At 67.3% G+C, this 18,089-nt stretch carries 15 protein-coding genes and 1 pseudogene; 12 read left to right on the top strand and 4 right to left on the bottom strand.

Translation table 11 applies throughout. From position 1 onward, the window contains the following. Positions 1 to 496: 496 nt before the first annotated feature. On the top strand, positions 497 to 1,738 hold the full coding sequence (locus tag MB828_RS41375) for an IS110 family transposase (protein ID WP_301652657.1): 1,242 nt from the start codon (positions 497 to 499) through the stop codon (positions 1,736 to 1,738). 10 nt (positions 1,739 to 1,748) lie between these two features. Here the strand turns inward: MB828_RS41375 and MB828_RS41370 are convergent, their stop codons facing one another. Both MB828_RS41370 and MB828_RS41365 read right to left on the bottom strand, forming a co-directional pair. Further along, entirely contained in the window at positions 1,749 to 2,168 is a 420-nt protein-coding gene (locus MB828_RS41370; protein ID WP_301652656.1) for a hypothetical protein, read from the bottom strand. Positions 2,169 to 2,223: 55 nt separating this feature from the next. Continuing rightward, a complete protein-coding gene (locus tag MB828_RS41365; RefSeq protein ID WP_301652655.1) occupies positions 2,224 to 2,448 on the bottom strand; it encodes a hypothetical protein in 225 nt (74 codons plus the stop codon). Positions 2,449 to 3,550: 1,102 nt separating this feature from the next. Between MB828_RS41365 and MB828_RS41355 the strand changes: the two genes are divergently transcribed. Beyond that, positions 3,551 to 3,820: a DUF3761 domain-containing protein gene (locus MB828_RS41355; RefSeq protein ID WP_301652654.1), complete on the top strand. Its 270-nt coding sequence runs from the start codon at positions 3,551 to 3,553 to the stop codon at positions 3,818 to 3,820. A 126-nt stretch (positions 3,821 to 3,946) separates the two neighbouring features. Here MB828_RS41355 and MB828_RS41350 read toward each other — a convergent pair whose 3' ends face one another. Both MB828_RS41350 and MB828_RS41345 read right to left on the bottom strand, forming a co-directional pair. After that, positions 3,947 to 5,197, bottom strand: coding sequence for an MFS transporter (locus MB828_RS41350; RefSeq protein ID WP_301652653.1), 1,251 nt, complete (start codon positions 5,195 to 5,197; stop codon positions 3,947 to 3,949). 212 nt (positions 5,198 to 5,409) lie between these two features. After that, a pseudogene (locus tag MB828_RS41345) lies at positions 5,410 to 5,937 on the bottom strand (nucleoside hydrolase); the annotation flags it as partial. A 941-nt stretch (positions 5,938 to 6,878) separates the two neighbouring features. On the opposite strand from MB828_RS41345, the gene MB828_RS41340 reads away from it, so the two are divergent. From MB828_RS41340 to MB828_RS41300, 10 genes are all read left to right on the top strand, one after another. Beyond that, the gene (locus MB828_RS41340; protein ID WP_343236243.1) at positions 6,879 to 7,817 is read left to right on the top strand and encodes a sulfotransferase family protein; all 939 of its coding nucleotides are present in this window, start codon (positions 6,879 to 6,881) and stop codon (positions 7,815 to 7,817) included. 80 nt (positions 7,818 to 7,897) lie between these two features. Continuing rightward, positions 7,898 to 8,929 (top strand): DegT/DnrJ/EryC1/StrS family aminotransferase, encoded by a 1,032-nt coding sequence (locus MB828_RS41335; protein ID WP_301652651.1) that lies wholly within the window; start codon positions 7,898 to 7,900, stop codon positions 8,927 to 8,929. Continuing rightward, positions 8,926 to 9,888, top strand: a complete 963-nt coding sequence (locus MB828_RS41330; RefSeq protein WP_301652650.1) for a hypothetical protein — start codon at positions 8,926 to 8,928, stop codon at positions 9,886 to 9,888. Before MB828_RS41335 ends, MB828_RS41330 begins: the two co-directional genes overlap by 4 nt. Continuing rightward, positions 9,888 to 10,931, top strand: coding sequence for a hypothetical protein (locus MB828_RS41325; RefSeq protein ID WP_301652649.1), 1,044 nt, complete (start codon positions 9,888 to 9,890; stop codon positions 10,929 to 10,931). Before MB828_RS41330 ends, MB828_RS41325 begins: the two co-directional genes overlap by 1 nt. After that, a complete protein-coding gene (locus tag MB828_RS41320) occupies positions 10,928 to 11,761 on the top strand; it encodes an NAD-dependent epimerase/dehydratase family protein (RefSeq protein WP_343236242.1) in 834 nt (277 codons plus the stop codon). Before MB828_RS41325 ends, MB828_RS41320 begins: the two co-directional genes overlap by 4 nt. Continuing rightward, positions 11,742 to 12,587, top strand: a complete 846-nt coding sequence (locus tag MB828_RS41315) for a hypothetical protein (RefSeq protein ID WP_301652647.1) — start codon at positions 11,742 to 11,744, stop codon at positions 12,585 to 12,587. Before MB828_RS41320 ends, MB828_RS41315 begins: the two co-directional genes overlap by 20 nt. Then, positions 12,572 to 13,372, top strand: coding sequence for a phytanoyl-CoA dioxygenase family protein (locus MB828_RS47065; RefSeq protein WP_430381502.1), 801 nt, complete (start codon positions 12,572 to 12,574; stop codon positions 13,370 to 13,372). The genes MB828_RS41315 and MB828_RS47065 overlap by 16 nt, the downstream gene beginning before the upstream one ends. Positions 13,373 to 13,856: 484 nt before the next feature. After that, positions 13,857 to 15,470 carry an ISL3 family transposase gene (locus MB828_RS41310; RefSeq protein WP_301652646.1) on the top strand — a complete coding sequence of 538 codons (1,614 nt, stop codon included), beginning with the start codon at positions 13,857 to 13,859 and terminating at the stop codon, positions 15,468 to 15,470. 260 nt (positions 15,471 to 15,730) lie between these two features. Next, positions 15,731 to 16,018 carry a hypothetical protein gene (locus tag MB828_RS41305; protein WP_301652645.1) on the top strand — a complete coding sequence of 96 codons (288 nt, stop codon included), beginning with the start codon at positions 15,731 to 15,733 and terminating at the stop codon, positions 16,016 to 16,018. 914 nt (positions 16,019 to 16,932) lie between these two features. Further along, positions 16,933 to 18,018: a NucA/NucB deoxyribonuclease domain-containing protein gene (locus MB828_RS41300; RefSeq protein WP_301652644.1), complete on the top strand. Its 1,086-nt coding sequence runs from the start codon at positions 16,933 to 16,935 to the stop codon at positions 18,016 to 18,018. The last annotated feature ends 71 nt before the right edge of the window (positions 18,019 to 18,089 follow it).

Genomic DNA, 18,089 nt, shown 5'->3' with positions numbered 1-18,089 from the left:
GCCGTCCAGGTTCACCGGCCGCCGCGAGGTGTTGGTGACGTCCACCCACTCCTAATCCGTAGTTAAGAGCGGTCCAGCAGGACGAGGAGTCCGGCAGGGACGTTCGAGTGGCGGTGGCCAAACGGGACGCCGGGTGGATGCATACGGTCGGCTTGGCCCACGAGGCCTTCGGACAGACGGAGCACGTCTTGGCACTCGCCGGCCACCGCCACAGCAAGGCTCGAACGCTTGAGATAGATCGGTGCCGTCCAGCGCCGCGTCAACACCGCGCCTTGATCATTCGTTGGTGTTGGTGGGACGAGCCCACCCCACGGTGACCTCTCAATAGGCCTGAGCCGTCCGAGCTCCCGCATAGACCGAGGCCCGTGGGGCGAGCTGGTGCCACGAACAGCTACTGAGGTGGCGGACCGGCCGTGAAGGGCTGAGTCCTGGGATTAGGTCGCTGCGTGGCCCGCGTGAGCTCGTGGAAGGCAGAGGCACGGCGGAGGGGATTACCTTGATCTACTGCGGCATCGACTGGGCCGAGCGCACTCATGACATCGCCTTGGTCGACGACAGCGGCCAGTTACTCGCCAAACGGCACATCACCGACGACGCTGCCGGCTATCGGATCCTCCTGGATCTGCTCGTCGAGTACGGCGACTCCGTGGAGAACCCGATCCCGGTCGCGATCGAGACCTCCCGCGGCCTGCTGGTCGCAGTGCTGCGGGTGGGTAAGCGCAAGGTATTCGCGATCAATCCGATGGCTGCCGCCCGTTACCGCGACCGGCATTCCGTCTCCCGCAAGAAGTCCGACCCCGGCGACGCCCTGGTCCTGGCGAACATCCTGCGTACCGACATGCATGCCCACCGCCCACTGCCGCAGGACAGTGAGCTGGCCCGCGCCGTCGCCGTTCTCGCTCGCGCCCAGCAGGATGCCGTCTGGAACCGCCAGCAGATAGCCAACCAACTCCGCTCACTGCTGCGGGAGTACTATCCCGCAGCCCTCATCGCCGCTGAGTCATGGAAGAAGGGCCTATGCCGGCCTGAGGCCCGCGAACTTCTCCGTCTCGCCCCCACTCCAACTCGGGCCGCAAAGCTATCCCGCGCACAGCTTCAGGCCGCCCTCAAGCGAGCCGGCCGTCAACGAGGCATCGCTGCGGAGGCTGACCGGCTTCGTGACATCCTCCAGGCCGACTGGGCTCACCAACCCCAGCTGGTCGAAGACGCGCTCGGCAAGCAGATGCTCGCCCTCCTGCTCCAGCTGGAAGCCGCCTCCAAGGCAGCCAACGACCTCGAAGAAGCGGTGGCTGAAGTGTTCCCTCGGCACCCGGACGCTGAGGTCATCCTCAGCTTCCCCGGCCTCGGCACCCAACTCGGCGCCCGGGTGCTGGCCGAGATCGGCGACGATCGCCAGCGGTTCGCAGATGCCCGCGGTCTCAAGGCTTACGCTGGCGCCTCACCCGTCACGCGCGCCTCAGGCAAGAAGTCGAGCGTCACCCGACGGTGGGTGAAAAACGACCGCCTCAACCACGTCGGCTACCTCTGGGCCTTCTCAGCGCCCAACGCCTCGCCCGGCGCCAAAATCCACTACCGCAGACGTCGCGACGAACACGGTGACTGGCACGCATCGGCTCAGCGGAACCTCTTCAATCGTCTGCTCGGACAGCTCTACCACTGCCTCCAGCAGAGTCAGCGATTCGACGAGGAAATCGCCTTCCCGTCCTCCTCGGACGAGATTCGCAGGGCTGCGGGATAGGCGGGGGTCTCTATCGGCCTGGAGGCTGCACCCAGGGAGCGAAGCGCTGGCCAGGTGCCGCGTCCTCGCGCCAATACCTCAAGACCGTCTCCTGGACGATCTCAAGTCGCTCGGCGGCGATGAGGCATGGGACAGGCTCCTGCCCGCCGGCATCGGCCTCGAAGGCGACCACGACGGGCACTTCTCTGCCGAGTCGACGGGCAGCCTTCAGCAGCTCATCAGGTGATGGGGCCCGGAACATTGGATCTTGAAAACTCGACGGGCAACTGACGAAGAGCGGATCGTCGAAGACCAGCTCCAGACCATGGTGGTAAGTCAGATCATGACCAGCAGCAAGCCGGAGTTGCCCGGCGTTCCAGGAAAGCACGTCCCAGTCCCACCAGGACCCCTTGGGAAGCTGGATCCCCGCATGCCGACCTGTGTCGCCCACCCTCAGCCCTCACTAATTCGAACGGGCCGTCAGGCTACACAGCGGCTTGAAGCCCTCAGCTTGACGGGCTAAGAACCTGAGGTGTCTTGTTCAGCGACCAGTTGGTGCCATCGTCGCGACCTGGAGAGTCGTACTGCACGTCGCTGATCACCACCGCACGGTCGTGCGGGCGGGTGGTGGGCTGGCCGGCGGCCGCGGCGGGCAGCGCGAGCCCACCCACACAGGCGGCAGCCACGGCAGCGGCAGCGGTCACACGGCGGGCAGTCACAAAAACGGACACGAAGTCCCCCTTCACGGGGCCGGACACCCACAGACCGGACGGCACGATAACCGCAGGTCAGAAGGGGTGTGTGGTGCGGGTTGGCGGCCGGTCGGCCGCACACCCACACCCTGCCCGCTCACCGGCACGAGGTGAGGGAAACGCGAAGGACGCGACGAATCACGGATATTTCTGTGACTCTCACATGGAACATTCACGTATACGATGAACATGACGAACTGACGTTTTGTCATGAGTGGGTACCGCGGAATAGGCGGGCCCGCCGCCGCAAGCTGGTTGCACGGGCGCCTTCGGCCGACGGGCCACGGCCTGGAAGCGCGTAACAGCCGCCGTCGCCCGAACGGGTGCCACGTGCGGTGCGCGCTGGGATGCGGCGGAGCCGGTACGAAGCTCCGAGGCTGGACAAAGGTCGGCCCGCCGCTAGGGGAATGTGGCGGGGCCGACCTGCACCACGGTGACGCGGGCGCCCCGGCACCATAACCAAACGGCCACCCGACCAACGGAACTCGCCGGACAGGTCAACCGCGGGGACTCGGCCGGCTAGCACCGTGCGGCGGGGCGGCTGTACCGCAGCAGCTGTCAGAACGGCAGCTTCCCGTGCTTGCCCGCCGCCGACGTACCGATGGCCGGGAGCGGACATGGCTGGCCGGGGGGGACGGGGAGTCGAAGGCGCGAAGGCACGGGTGCGTAAATGTGGGCCTCCCCCTTCGTCCGGGAGCCCGGTCGACTACGCGCCGGCCGGGCTCACTCGGGCTGCGCGGCTGCCGCTGCTGTTCTAGGGATGCCTCGCGCGCCACCGGTGACAGCGGCTCTTCGTCGAGGCTCGGCTGCGGCGTTTCGCTGGGCGGCGCGTGCGGCTACACGGTGTCCGGGCCGGGGCTGTCTGTGAGGGCGATGCGGGCAGTGATGCGTTTGCCGACCGGCTCGGCGTGCGCTGTCAGGTGCTGGGCGACGGCTTTCACGATCTCCAGGCGCCGTGGCAGAGGAAGTCGTCCACTGGCCCCTTGGCCGGCCCATGGCCCAGGGGCAAAGGTCACGCGGGGAGGCAGGTGCGAGCGCTATAAGCTCGCGCTGCACTTGCTCAGCTTCAACGGGGGATCCTGTGCGTATTCGTCTTGCTGCCTGCGCCGTTGCTGTCGCCGTCGCCGGCGTCTTCTTCAGCGCGCCGACCGCGTCCGCGGCGACACTGCCGTCCACGAACACCGCTCACAACTGCGTCCACCACACCACCGGGGTGTGCGGCTGGACGCACCACAAGACGCCCGCGGACAAGTACGAGACGGCGAAATGCATGGACGTTTCCCTGTCCTACTCCCGGCACTCACAGGGCACCTGCTCCCACCACCACGGCGTCCGCTACTGGTTCAAGTAGCACACTGCTCGGTGGCCTCGTTCTGCACGAGGCCACCGAGCCAACCTATGTGGGCTCGCAGATGGTCGCCCAGGGGCCACGCTTCGTCCGGCCGCGCCGCAATGTATGGGCGCAGTCGTCCAACTCTCAATGAGCGTTCTGCGACTGTCCGGAGTGCTCTTGGACCACCGGAGGCGTCGCGGGTGTGGTGTCGATGATCCAGATGTTGCGTTGTCGGTCGGCCAGGAATGCCGAGAGCGCGAGGAGAAGTGCGCCCGCTGCGACGATGAGAGCGACCAGGAGCGCGCCGTTGACGCCGTGGGTGTCTGCGAGGCTGCCGGAGACGGCTTGTCCGGCAGCTGTGCCGAGGGGGCCGCCGGCGCACAGGATGGTCATGGCGACCGCGGCCCGTTCGGCGGGGGCGAGGCGTTCGGTCAGCGCGTACAGGCTGATCATGTAGGGGGCGACGGTGAAGCTTGCGACCGCGACAGCGGCGGGGACGGACACCAGTTGTGCGCTGATGAAGAGGATCAGCATGCCCGCGCAGAGGAGCGCGGCGAAGGAGACGTAGCGGGCGTGCAGGGAGAACTTCTGCGGGAGCCAGGCGCAGGCGGCGCCTGCAAGGGCGCTGCCGATGCCGAACTCGGCGTAGACGAGTCCGGAAGCACCGGGCTCTCCGATCGTGCTGGCGTAGACGGTGACGGCCGTCTGGACTGCGCCGAAGATCGCCCCCATGGCGACCATGGCGAGAAACATGACGGCCAGGGGGCGGCGGGGCAGGTGAGGCTTCTCCTGGCGATGTGTCGGCTGCTGGCGTGTGGTGGGGTCGGCGTAGATGAGGGCAAAGGGGAGGGTGCTTGCTGCGAGCAGAGCCATCGTCGCGACCGTGGGCGCGAGAGGGCTGAGGGAGGCGAGCAGGCCGACGAACGCAGGGCCGGCGACGAAGCTCAGTTCGTCGGCGGACGCCTCGTAGGACAGAGCCGGGGACAGCAGGTGGTGTTCGTTGCGGGACTGCAGCAGTCGTGACCAGTGCACCCGTACGAGGGGGCCGACCTGGGGCTGGGTCAGGCCCACCAGCGCGGCGGCGGCGAGCATGCTCGCCCGGCTGCCGTGGCTGGCGGCCAGCAGGGCCGACCATGCTGCAAAGTTGGCGATCGCAGCAGCTGTTCCGACGGTCCGGTGGCCGTGACGGTCGGTTAGGGCTCCCACCAGGGGGCCGCCGATGGCGATGGCGATGCTCTGGGCTGCGCTGGCGAGACCGGCGAAGGCGTAGCTGTGGGTCGCTGCCTGGAGCAGGATGAGGGTGGACAGGGCTGAGGTCGCGTACGGCAGGCGGGCCAGGAATCCCAGGGGGAAGAAGCCGACGCCTGCAACACGTAGCAGGGAGCGGTAGGACACGTTGTCTCCGTCGGGCACGTCGAGGGGACGCGCCACCCAGCCACCAACGCGTCGACGAGCCCGATTCTGATCATCAACGTAGCGGAGGCGGCTGAGGGCTGTACAGATCCCTTGAGAATGGAGGCTTGCACGATGTGCGTGGCAGCAGGTGCGGTGGCGCCGTCAGACCGCCATGCCTGAAAGACGGGCCCGGTGCGCGGACTGGGCGGCGGTCATGAGTGGCTGCTCAGCCTGTCGAGCAGGAGGTCGCGCAGAGCGTCGATGTCCGCGTCGAGTGCGACGTCGATCTCGCGTCCGACCCGTGCGTCGTCGTATCCGGAACGGGTGTCTATAAGGGTGGCGCCGCGTGCCGGCGTGGAGTCGCACGCCACATCGACTGCCAGCCGCCGGCACTTCAGTGTGCCGGGCCAGATCGCCTCGGCGACGGCTACCGCATCATGCAGAACAAGGCCGTCCACTCCGAGTTCTTGCTGGTAGTGGGCTCGGTACGGGGCACAGACGGAGACTAGGGAAGCTCCGGCGGGTCCAGAAGCGGCGAGCGTCTTGAGCCAGTCGTCGCTCACCCAGGCCCGGTGGGTCAGGTCGACGGGGACCAGCGTCGTCGGCACGTCGGATTCGACGAGGACGCGTCGAGCTGCCTCGGGGTCGCTCCACACATTGAATTCTGCCGTTGCGGTCACGTTGCCGCCCGATGCCGCTCCACCCATCACCACCAGGCGGCCGATGCGCGAGCGGAGTTCGGGGTAACTACGGCATCAACTCCATTACGCCTGTGTATCGCCGCCGTGATCACCGACCGGAAAGGACGGTGTTGGCACGCCATGGAGGGCCGCTCGCGATGCGCGTCCGCCACCCCCAGAGCCACGACCGCAGCCACCTTCCCGGCGCCTGGGCCACAGACCACCGACCGCCCGGTCCTCGCAGCCACGGGGGCATGCGCGGGGGGCGCCGCAGCTCTCCGACCACCAGGTCGCCGCCAGGAGAGGGCCAGGAGAGCATCGACTACTGGGCCCGACGCGCGCAGTTCTCCCGATGATCCATCGACGACAGGACCTGGGACGAGCTTTGCCGACTTCACCGTCGAGGCAGAGGCCCCAAGCCGACAGAACGCACGCGAGAGTGCGCATCCGCCTTCGTCTGGAGCTACGTCACCGGCAGCGAGTTCGCCCTCGCACCGGTCTTCCAGCCACCAATGCGGCCCCACGACCGATCACAGACCGACGATCTGCCGCACTTGGCCCTCCTCCGACGCTGGGAATCGCAAGAACAACCCATCCCCTCCGTCAGCCTTTGCAGGGCCCTCGAAGACCACGCCAGCCAACTGATCGCGACCGTCAGTCACACACCGTGATCAACAGGGATCCCGGCCCGCCAACTGTCGCCCTCAAGATCCGCCAACCAGCTCCCTCCACCGGCAAACGAGCTGCACAGAGGGGAGCGCCACCCGCCAACTAGGATCCTCGGTCACAGACATAGCTACAGTCTGGAATCCGCGCGCCCGCCAGCAGCCTCGGGTGATGCCAGAACGCCGTTGTTCAAATGGTGTGGCGTGCACGGTCGTTGCCGATGCCAGCGTTGTTGATCCTGCGCCCGCGGTCTGGAGTTCGATGCGCAAGCGGTGGCACACTCGTCACCCAGTGATGCTCTTCGGACACGTCGTGTGTCCCGACCCGGCAAGTGGATGCGCAGGGAACCGGCTGGTCTGGAGGTCGCGAACGTGCAGGAGGCGTCTGTCGAAGGTGGAAGTCCGACACCGCGATTGTTCTTCGTCGGGGGCGTGCACGGGCGGACGGGAACCAGTGTGGTCAAGCGTCTGCTGTGCAGCCATCCCCAGGTGAGTGCCGTCGGCGGCGGCGAGACACGGATGCTGGAGGCGATCAGCGAAGTCTGGCCGATGCTTGATGCGGACGCTGGCTACACGCCTGCCGCAGCTAGCATCGCTTTGGCCGGGTTCGCGCGTCATGTGCGGGAGACGCTCGGGGACACACCGGAGGTAGGGGCGGCGCTTGAGGGTCTCGTCGCCGGCCTTGGCGCTCCGGTGGTGCGGCTGGTCGGCCAGCCGCGGCTGCCGTTGCCGTCTGCGTTGTCGTCGGGGGAACTCGCCCCCCTGTTCGGTGCGTTTTTGATCTCGGCCTTGCGTGCTGCCGCGTTGGATCCTTCGCGTCCGTACCTGTGTGAGAAGACCCCCAGCAACGCGCAGTATGTTCGTCGGCTGCATCAGTGTCTGCCGGGCTGCCGGGTGGTAGTCATGGTGCGTCACCCGGCGCATGTCGCGCTCTCCCACACCCGGCGGGACTGGGGGCCGCCGGATCCGGTCGAGGCGGCTGCTTTTACGGCGGCCTATTTCCGTACCTGGCGCGAGGCCGCGGTCGACGATGAGCGGGTTCTGATGGTGCGGCACGAGCATCTGGTCGCCGCTCCCCGGCGTGTTCTTGACGAGGTACGGGCGTTTCTTCAGCTGCCCCCTGCCGCAGCCTGGCTGGATTGGGCAAGCAGCGAGATCCGGCCTTCTGAGGATCGCACGGTGTCGCTGCCCGGCCAGGAGTTGGCGCGGATGCACGCTGAAGTCGCCCGGGAGATGGAGTGCTACGGCTACGGCGTTTCGGCGGAAAGCCGGTGAGCGGTGATGGTCTCGGGGGGAGCGGGCGTATTCCGCTGGTTCATCCTCGTGCTCCCTCGTCCGGGGAGTGGTCGGCGCTGGTGGAGGGAATCTGGGCGAGCGGGCGATTGACCAATGACGGTCCGGTGCTGCGCCGATTCGAGGCCGCGCTGCACAAGGACCTCGGTTGGGACAACGTCGCCGCGACATCCAGCGGGACGATGGCCTTGCAACTGGCGTGCCGGGCGCTGCAGCTAGACGGCGAGGTGATCACGCCTGCCTTCACGTTTCCAGCGACGCTTCAGGCGTTGCGCTGGAATGGGCTCGTCCCGGTCCTGGCCGACGTGGAGCCCCGCTGGCTGACGCTGGATCCGGCATCGGCGGCCGCTTTGGTTACGCCGCGCACCTGCGCCATTGTGGCGGTCCACACCTTCGGTCACCCCGCTGACGTTGCGGCTCTACAGTTGCTCGCCAGCCGTTACGGTCTGGCGCTGGTCTACGACGCCGCGCCAGCGGTGGGCGTACGCGTCGACGGCGTCCCTGTCACGGCGTTCGGTGATGCGAGCGCTGTCAGCTTCCATGCCACCAAAGTGATGCACACCATCGAAGGCGGTGCGGTGTGCACTCCGCACGACGACGCCGCCGAGGCAGTCCGCCGCCTGCGCAACTTCGGTCTCGGTGAGTCAGGCGGTGCACAGGAGTACGGAACGAACGCCAAAATGAACGAACTTCAGGCCGCGGTAGGGCTGTCGCTGCTGCGGACGCTCGACGTGGAAGTCGCCGGACGTGCGCAGGCGGCTGCGGTGTATCGGGAGTTACTGAAGGACGTGTCCTCGGTCCGCTTGCTATGGCCCGCGGATACGGTGAACAGCAATCACGCGTATGCCGTCGCCCGACTGCGGGCCGGGACGGCTCCTCTGGCGGACAAGGTGAGCGTGTTCCTGGACCGTCATGGCGTCGACAGCAGGCGGTACTTCAGTCAGCAATACCGCAGTAAGGGAGCTTTGTGCCCGAGTCCGACACCGGTCGCGGACGCTGCCGCAGAGGATGTGCTGTGTCTGCCTCTGTGGGGGGACATCCCCCTCGCCACCGTTGAGCGCGTCGGCAGGCTCGTGGCCGAGGCCGTCGCATGAGCGGCCGGGCGACGCTGTGGGTGCGTAACCCGCCCTGCGACGAGCTTCTGGCGCGTCTTGACTCAGGCGGCGGGATCGCGTTTGCCAAGAGGACACACGGTATCTGGGACCACTTGTCCCTCCTGGCCACGGGCGGTTGGGCGGCGGACGATTGGCGCCGCTGCGACCAGATGATATTCAAGCGAGCTGCCGAGCCGAGCCCTGCGGTCACCCGTGAACGCCGGGCCTACCTGGCGTACTTGGAGGAGATTTTGGACGACGTGGTCAACCCTCCGCGTGATCCGCGGTGGATCCAGACGATCAGTCTGGACCTGGATTACCTGACCGGCAAGTTACGCAAGCCGGCCTTCTGGCTGCGGGCCGGAGTCGATCCGCGTTTGCTGAGTTACTGGCAATGGGACTACTCCTACAGCGATCTGATCGAGCGGTTTGACCTCAGTGATCGTCCCTTCCAGTTCGCGCAGACACTGACACAGGGGCTTGTCTCCCTCCGTCTGCTGGAACTCCCGCAGATCGCCCGCCAGTACCACGTCGTGGTCGTGGCACCCGAGAAGATGCGGGATCTGGCGGCCCGCTGGCACCTTGATCCAGATCACTTCACCTTCCTTGCTTCGCCGGCATGGCCGGACCGGCGTCCTGACGGTTCGCTGTTCAGCGATCCTGTTCTGCCGGCTCTGCGCACGTATGCCATCCGCCACCAGTTGCTCGCCCAGTTGGAGTCCGTCACCTCGACCCGGCCCCGGTTGTATCTGTTTGAGCTGGGCACGTGCGCCCAGTGGCTCATCGCACGGCTGTTCCGCTCGCGCCCTGGTGACTCCTATCTGGATATGGGACGGTCCTTGGAAGCCTGGTATCCCGACACTGACTGGCCCCTCAAAGCCCCTGCGGCGGCGGTGTACCGACGCGCGGCACGGACGTACTACGGACGCGCCCGGTATCTTGCATTGAGGTCGCGGTAGTGGCCGCGCCGCGCAAGATCGTACTGACCAGCGCCGCCAGCGGGGTCGGCGTGGCAGTCCAGCAGGCGGCGCAGGCCAGTTCACACGTCTACTCCGTGACGGGGCTGAGTGCGCTGCCCTCTCGCATGCTCACCGGCGCCTCCACGCTGTCGTGTCCTGCGACGCGCAAGCGGGCTCTCTTCCAGGACAAGGTCCTCGCCACCGTTGCAGAGACCGGGCCCTGCCTGGTGGTTCCCGGCCGCGACGAGGATGCGGCCGCAGTGGGCGAGCTGGGTGAGCGGCTGACCGAATGGGGCAGCTCAGTCGCCTCCGGCCCAGGCCCGGCCGTGCAACAAGCCTACGACAAGGCCGCGACACCGCTGCTGCTGACCGGCTCCGCGCTGTCGATGGCGCGGACGGCAGCCGCAATGCAGGACGCGTTGGAGCTGGCCGAGCAGATCGGATACCCGCTGCTGATCAAGCCGCGCTACGGCAACGCTTCCCGCGGTGTGCGGTTCGTGCACGGCGCCGCCGAGTTGCGCGCACGATTCTCCCCGGGCCAGGACATCGCCCAGGAGATCCTGCCGCTCGATCCCCGCGACCGCCGCCCCTGGGACAGCAACGATCCGCAGGCTCAGGACGGCGAATACTCCGTACAGCTCCTGATCGGCCCGCTCGGCCACAACTTGGGATGCTTCGTCACCCGTAACAACCTGCAGCAGGGCATCCCCCGCCTCGTAGAGGTCATCGACGCTGCCGACGTCGCCGCCCAGGCGTACAAGGCCCTAATCCGGCACAGCGCTTGGGGTGCCTGGAACCTGCAAGGCCGACGTACATCGAACGCAAGCATCCGCTTCTTCGAAATCAACGCACGGCCCACTGGCCTTACGGGCCTGCGGGCACGGCTGGGGTTCAACGAGCTCGACCAGCTCTACGCGGCCTGCGTGCTGAAACAGCCACCCTCACCAGCACAGCCTCCCGCGCCGGGGCTCGTCATCGACACGCATGATCTGCAGCACCGAGCTCCGGCCGCGCCCATGAAGGACGGGCAGGCAGCCTCATGAGCGTGGCGGTAACGGGATGCCGCGGGTACCTCGGCAGCACCGTAACCCACCATCTGCACACCGTCGGCATGGAGTATCGGGCCGCTTTAGGCAGGCTGGAGAGGCTGACGCCGGGATCTGTCCGCTGCCACGCTGTCATCCACTGTGCCGGGGCTGTGCGCTCCCGTCCCGCGCACGAGCTATGGCACGCCAACGTAGCCGTGCTGGCAACGTTGTTACAGGCCATCGGCCCCGAACCCGTCGTAGTGCCCGCCTCTTCACGCGCCGTCACCGCCCCACCGGACCAGCAGGACGACTACGCTCGCAGCAAACGCACCGCCGAGCAGGCAGCGGCCCTGCACCCCGGGCCGCTGCGCATCATCCGTATGACGGTCCTGGCCGGTCCGTCCCCCGCCGGCCTGGGCGGATCCTTCGTGACGCGGATGGCGGATGCGGCCTTGCGCACCGGAACCATCACCATCCCCTCGCAGGACCGCCGCGTCGACTTCCTCGACGTTCGCGAAGCGTCGGCCGTCATGGCGGCCGTCACCGACCCGTTGTTGGCCTGGCCGGGGACGGGACCCATCGACGCCACATCCGGCCCACTGGACCTGGCCGCCCTCGCCCACGCCACAGCCCAAGCTGTGCGCGAGACCACGGGCCGCCGCATCCGACTCACCCGAACCCGCCTTCCCGCCAGCCATCACCCTCCCCCCGCGGACCCGGCTCGGTGGGCGGCGCTGTGCACCCATGCCGGTGTCACACCCCGCCCGCCGCTCACCACCATCCGCGACACGGTCCATGCACACGTGAGCGCACAGGAGAAGAGCAGTGGCCGAGACCGAGACTGAACCCGACACCATCGTCTTCGTGGCCGCCGGACCGGGCCGGTCAGGAGCCGACTCCGCCCTCAAGACCTTGACCGCCCACCCGTCCGTTACTACGGCACCCCTCTGGAACGTCCCGATGATCGCCGCACTGAATCGCTTGCTGGCCCACGCCCCAGACGACGGACAGAACTGGCTCCCCCGGCGCGCGGCGCAAGCCCTGACGGAGGTGGTCAGCCGCCTGGACGCGGGATCCGACACCGGCAAGGAAGCTGCCCGGGCCCTTCTCGCCTCGGCCCAGGCGCGATCGGTCACGATCCCCGTGTACGGACGGCTGTGGATGCCCGCTCCTCTGCCCCGTACGCGATGGCAGCTCCTCGTAAGGAAGGCCATGCTGCTCACGGCCGCCGACGGGACCCATCTGGCCGTGAAAATCGGCCCCCACTGTTCCCCTCTGGTCACCGGCATCCTCAGCCCCCAGGACTGCCTCCTCTACGCCGTGCGGCACCCCGCCGAAACCGTCATCCAGCTCACCGCATCGCAGGTGGACGGAATGCGGCCCGCCGAAGCCGTGCACTTCGTCAGCACCGCACTCGCCCATGCACGCCGTGTTTTGTCCTCCCTGAACGCGTCCGCCTTCGTCATCCGTCTCGAAGCCCTCGTCTCCGCTCCCACGGCCGTCCTGTCCCAGGCTGAACAGAGCACGCGGCTCAAACCCATCCAGTGGCCTGCACACGCGCTGCAGCACCTTCCCACCGATATACGCTGCGTTCCCGACCTCACCCACCAAGCCGTGCAGGGCCACGGCGAGACCCTGACGGCTCTCGCCTCCCAATGGGGGTACGCATGAGGACCCTCCCCAGGCTGGCGCCACAGGAGTACGGCGACCCGGATTCCTGGCTAATACTGCTGCGTCAGTTCGGAGTGGCCACCGCCCCGTCGTGGACGAGCAGCGAAGTACTCCACCAACTGCTCGCAGAACACCAGCACGTCTTCCTGCCGGCAGGCAAGCCTGCTGCTCCTCCCAGTGGCCCGAGGGCGGTGTCCGAAGTCGCCTACCGCCCAGGCATCGCGTCCCGTGCCGTGCGGCTCACTACGGCGACCGCCCATGCCCTTCCCCGCACACGGGCCTTCCTCCAAGACACCGTCCTGGCAGCAGTGGCAGCCGCATACCTCGGCCACGACGCCTCCATCAACCAATTCGCGTACCTGACCCTCGACGTACCGCACGCAACTCCCGTCACCGCCTTGCACTACGACCGAAAGCACGCCCTCAAGGCCTACCTGTGCCTGACCCCGGCGGACGAGGGCTGGGGAGCACCGGCTTTCGTCCCCGGCACGCACCACCACAGCAGGTCAGTCCGGCAAACCCACCTGGCGGCGGGCGTGCCGGAAGAGCTTCTGCCGATCACCCAGGGCCATCAGGACTACACCCCCATCGGGCTGCAGGGACCGCCGGGAACGCTCGTCCTCTTCGACACCGACTGCCTGCACCAAGGCGGAACCGTAGCCTCAGGACACACACGCCGCGTCCTGAGGGGACATTCGCATCCAGGGCCCCGCGCGGGCTCTGGCACCGCACAGCCATCTGACCATCGCCGGGCAGGACAGCCTCCGAACCGTCTACGTTGGTAGCGCCCGACAATTACCCCGCTCATGGGATCATCCGGTCGCGGCATGTTCACCTTCCGCCTCAGTCACCGAGCCAGGATTGCCCGCTTGGTTCTTTCACCAGTCCAGCCTTGCGGCTGTGCTCAGGCGCGGCATCTGGGCGATGCTGATCGGGTGAGGATGCACATCCTTGCGTCGCTGTTGATTCGTTGGCGCCGAGGGCAACCTCGATCGTGTGTGTTGGCTGCCTCACTGGCGGGGCTGCTCGCCATCGTCCACGGATATGGCGTGACCGACCAGGACCACCTGTGTGGCGTTAACGGTCTGAGCTGGGCTCTGGCACAGATCTTGTGGAGCGGTCGCGGAGGGTTACCATGGCATTCGAATGCGGTGGGCTGCTCCTGCGTGAGACCGCGTGCGCCGTGCCGTCCAACCACGGTTGCTGACGCTCCATCAAGTCGGTGCGGAGCTCCGCGCTCCGGGATGGCTGCTGGTGACCGTGCCGGTCATGCAGACCGACGCGGTGTTCTGGAAGACGCTCCTGTTCGACGGGATCGATGAGGTGGACGTCGAGAAGGTAACCGCTGCCTTCGGGACGATCGACATCGTGGCCAAAGGGCACACGGCCGGGGCGGTCTGCCCGGACTGCGGCCGCCGCTCTGAGCGCGTGCACGGCTCCTATCAGCGCAGACTGCGAGACCTCCCGCTCGGCGAGTGGAGCGTCATGATCCTGTTGAGGGACCGGCGTTTCGTCTGCGACACAAGCGGGTGTCCGCGCCGCACGTTCGTCGAACCGTTCGCCCGGGTGACCTGCCCGTACGCGCGTTTCACCACCAGGCTCGGCCGTCTCCTGGAGTCCATCGGGCTTGCACTGGCGGGGCGGGCTGGCGCGAGGACGGCAGCCCAACTGGGTCTCGGTGTGGGGCGGATGACGCTCCTGCGCCGGGTGATGGCCCTGCCGGATCCGCAGTTCAGCACACCACGAGTGATCGGCGTTGACGATTTCGCGACCCGCCGCGGGCACCTGTACGCCACTGTGATCATGGACGGCGAGCGCCACCGCCCCATCGACGTCCTGCCCGGCCGCGAGGCGGCACCACTGGCGGCCTGGCTGAAGGCACACCCAGGCGTAGACGTGATCTGTAGGGACCGTGCGGGGGCGTATGCCGAGGCCGCCGCGCTGGGCGCCCCTGCCGCGCTGCAGGTCGCGGACCGGTTCCACATCCTCCAGAACCTCAACCAGGCCGTCGAGAAGTGCGTCGCGGCGCATCGTGACTGCCTGCGTACCGCCGTTCCGCCACCGGACCGCGAGACCACCGGCGCGCAGGACGCCGAGAGCGAGGTCGAGGCGCCCGTTACCGCGGTGCCCGTGGGGCGGCGGGCTGAGCGGATGCGCGCCCATCACGCCCTGGTCCATGGCCTGTTGAGCGAGGGCATGGGGTTGCGGGCCATAGCCCGCCACTTGGGCTGGGGACGGCACACCGTGCAGCGATACGCACGCGCGACCCGCTGGCAGGACATGGTCACCGGACGTCGCACTCGCTCAAGCCGGCTCGACGTGCACCAGACCTACCTGCAACGGCGCGTCGACGAAACCGACGGCGCGATAACCCTCATTGACCTGCGCGAGGAACTCGCAGCTCGCGGCCACCAAGTGCCCTACAGCAGCCTGCGAGACTGGGCCCGCAGCCGCCTCGTATGGCCTGACGCACCCGCTCCGGCTCGCGCGGCGCCCTCCGTGCGCACGGTCGTCGGCTGGATCACCCGCCACCCCGACACCCTCGCCGAGGACGAAGTCACCCAGCTCAAGGCCGTCCTGGACGCCTGCTCCGAGCTGGATCAAACCCGCGGCCTCGTACGGGACTTCGCCCAGATGCTAGCCCGCCGCACCGGCGCCGACTTGCCGGACTGGATCAGTACCGCCCGCGCCGCGCAACCGCCCGGCATCACCGGCTTCGCGAACGGGCCCACCACCGACCTGGAAGCCGTGATCGCCGGACTCACCGTGCACTGGAGCTCTGGCGGCACGGAAGGATCCGTAAACAGGGTTAAAAAGATCAAGAGGCAACTTTACGGGCGATCTGGATTCGAACTACTCCGCAAGATGGTCCTGCTTCAGTAACCCTCCAAGGCGCCTTCCAAGATCTGCATAGAACCGAGAAGTAGGAACATTGCCGCGGCGGGCGTGTGGACAGGGGTCTACCCAGGTGGCCAGCACGTGGCAGGATGGCCTCATGCTGATCCGAAAGGGCGATGCCGCGTAGGCGCCCCAGGGCCGTCCGCGCAGAGCGATGGCGGCCGCGATGGCAGTATCCGGTCCTGAGGGTCCACGGCGTCTCCGCGCGGACTCGTGCAGCGATCCGCCGGGTCGAAGACCAGGAGATGTGGCCCAATGCGGTCGCCGATGCGCTCTCTCGCTTCGAGTGGGCTTTCAAGCAGCACGGACGGTATCTGGACGCCTCCGAGGCATGTTCGCCCGGGATTGAGGTGGAAGATGCCCGTGATGACCTGGAGTGGGCAATGCGATGCCTTCCTCCTGGGGCTAAACGGGACTTGGGCCGGCTGATCGCTCGCATCGATGAGGAGTTCGAACGCCGAACCTTGCCGGAACCCAACAACATCGAGTTGGCGATGTTCGGCTGGTGGTGGACCAGAATGCGGGAACGCTGACTGACCCGGACTCGTGCCCTGCATCGAACGCTGTCACCCTCCGCGACCGCTCCACAAGATCTGTGCCAGAGCCCAGTTCAAACCATTAACGCCACCTGTGGCTCGACGCGTGTGTCAATGCCACCTCCAGCAAGACCGTGAGCCCCTCCCAACCTCGCTTGTCGGGCGGGCGGTTGGGTCGCGGCTGCAACCGGTGCGGACTTCGCCGGACGGGGTGAGCTCGGCCAGAGCGTCGCAGACCGGCAGGATGGTGGTCTCGCCGTGCGCGTGACGTGCAGGCTGGAGCGAGGCACGCTTCGCCCCGTCCCGAGCCGGGACAGATGCGCGGTCACATCCCCCCAGAGACGCTCCCTCTCTCTCGCCGGTTCCCCGTTCCGCCCGGCCTCGGCCTGCTCGACACATCTCGGCCGCTCGGATTGCAAAGGATCAGCAAGCAGCCCTCATGGCCGCGAGCCGGTAACTGAGAAGGAAGGATCCTTGGCGGCGGGCAGCTGACCCACGGGGCGTTGACCGCCGGGTGGCGAGCGCCTGTGGCTTGTTCTGTGTAAGTCCTTTGACTTTTCTGTGCGCTTCATGATCGGCTCCGCTGAGTCTGGTGCGGGATTTGTCCCCACCGGGCTGCCTGGCGTGCGCGCATGACCAGCGCGCACGGACACGTCAACAGGGGAGAAGACGTGCGACTCAGACGAGTCTTCATGATGATGCCCGCGCTCGTACTTGTGGCGGGTGGGAGCGGCAGTGCCGTCGCCGACAACATGACCAGTTCCACGCGGACGGCTGTTTCCGCCACTTCGTATGCCGGCTCCGGTGGCCCGCCGCAGATTGTCCGGCCACGTACGACAGCCAGCAGCGCCCCGTCGTGTGACCAGACGAGGGAGCGGGCGGCAGCCGCAGGCCAAACCAGCGTGCTGTGTATGGAAATCGCCGCCCCGTCACAGGTGCCCAAGAGCGTCGCGAGGGCGGCGGCAGCGGGCGGCGGGATCACCTGGTGCGACGATCAGCAGCAGGGGGTGGTGCATGTGACCCGGACATCCATCTGCGAGGGCCAGGTCGTCGATATGAAGCTGATCGACACAGAAAACGGGGAACTTCTCGGTGAGGCCTTTCTGACTGTCAAGCAGCAGGTCGACACCAAGAACACCGACGTCAGCTTCAGCGAAGACTTCTTCCTGCGTGTGCAGGGTGTCACGGGAGCTCTGATCAGCGGCTTCAATGTCGCGGTCAAGGCCGAATGCGTTTCCGCGTGCCAGCAGGGCCCGGGCCCCTGGACAGGCCCGGCACCCGTCTCTCTGCTCTCGGAGAAAGAGGGCACCTGGCAGCGGAACTGGACCAAGAATACGCTGCACGACAGCCTGATGCTCGAATACACACTCACCGCCACCTACGCCAACGCGAAGGGCTCCTACACCTGGGGGGTGAACCAGAGCGCGGGCTGGGAAGTGCGCTGTGACAACGAGGTCGGTGCCCTCCCCGGCTGCGTGGTGCCCTCCTTCACGCCGACCCTGGAAATCCCCACCAAGTACAGCGAGGCACGACAGTTCATCGGCATGACCCAGGCCAGCATGAACAGCCACCCCGGCTGGGAGGGCAAGGGGCAGCCTCTGCACCGGGAGGCGAACGAAACAGTCGCCCGAAAGAACCGTGAGAAGGTGTGCGACAGCACGTTCACGGCCAACGAGAGCACGCCCAAGCCCGTCCAGTGCGACGAGTTCCCGTTCGCCAAGTCCAAGGAGAGCGGCGCCCAGCAAGGGGTCACCTCGGGCAAGGTGTGCCAGCAGTACTCGGTCGTCTCCCAGACCATCGACGGCAAGCAGTACCTCTCGCTGACCTGGCCCGGCCTCAACCAGGGCAAGATGCCCCCAGCGAACGCGCTGTGCGCCCGCGCCAGCATGCCCAAGGACCAGAACGAGGGCGTCGGCGGCGAACTCGGACGCAAGACCAAACAGTGGCGCCTCATTGGCGGAGACGCATACTGGGTCGACGCCGGGAACAAGAACTAACCGCCACAGACCACCGCTGCCCGGCCCTTGAGGCCGGGCAGCCGGCAGGCAGCCGACCGACCCCCTCGCCG

Origin of the sequence: Streptomyces arenae (assembly GCF_022343545.1) — a bacterium.
Lineage (GTDB): Bacteria > Actinomycetota > Actinomycetes > Streptomycetales > Streptomycetaceae > Streptomyces > Streptomyces humi.
This window is presented reverse-complemented; position numbering and strand designations above follow the sequence as displayed.

Excerpts from the sequence above, each read along its gene's own strand:
- MB828_RS41320 (WP_343236242.1), top strand. The coding sequence starts at position 10,928 with ATGAGCGTGGCGGTAACGGGATGCCGCGGGTACCTCGGCAGCACCGTA.
- MB828_RS41340 (WP_343236243.1), top strand. The coding sequence starts at position 6,879 with ATGCGCAGGGAACCGGCTGGTCTGGAGGTCGCGAACGTGCAGGAGGCG.
- MB828_RS41300 (WP_301652644.1), top strand. The coding sequence starts at position 16,933 with ATGGAAATCGCCGCCCCGTCACAGGTGCCCAAGAGCGTCGCGAGGGCG.
- MB828_RS41305 (WP_301652645.1), top strand. The coding sequence starts at position 15,731 with ATGTGGCCCAATGCGGTCGCCGATGCGCTCTCTCGCTTCGAGTGGGCT.
- MB828_RS41310 (WP_301652646.1), top strand. The coding sequence starts at position 13,857 with ATGCAGACCGACGCGGTGTTCTGGAAGACGCTCCTGTTCGACGGGATC.
- MB828_RS41330 (WP_301652650.1), top strand. The coding sequence starts at position 8,926 with ATGAGCGGCCGGGCGACGCTGTGGGTGCGTAACCCGCCCTGCGACGAG.
- MB828_RS47065 (WP_430381502.1), top strand. The coding sequence starts at position 12,572 with ATGGGGGTACGCATGAGGACCCTCCCCAGGCTGGCGCCACAGGAGTAC.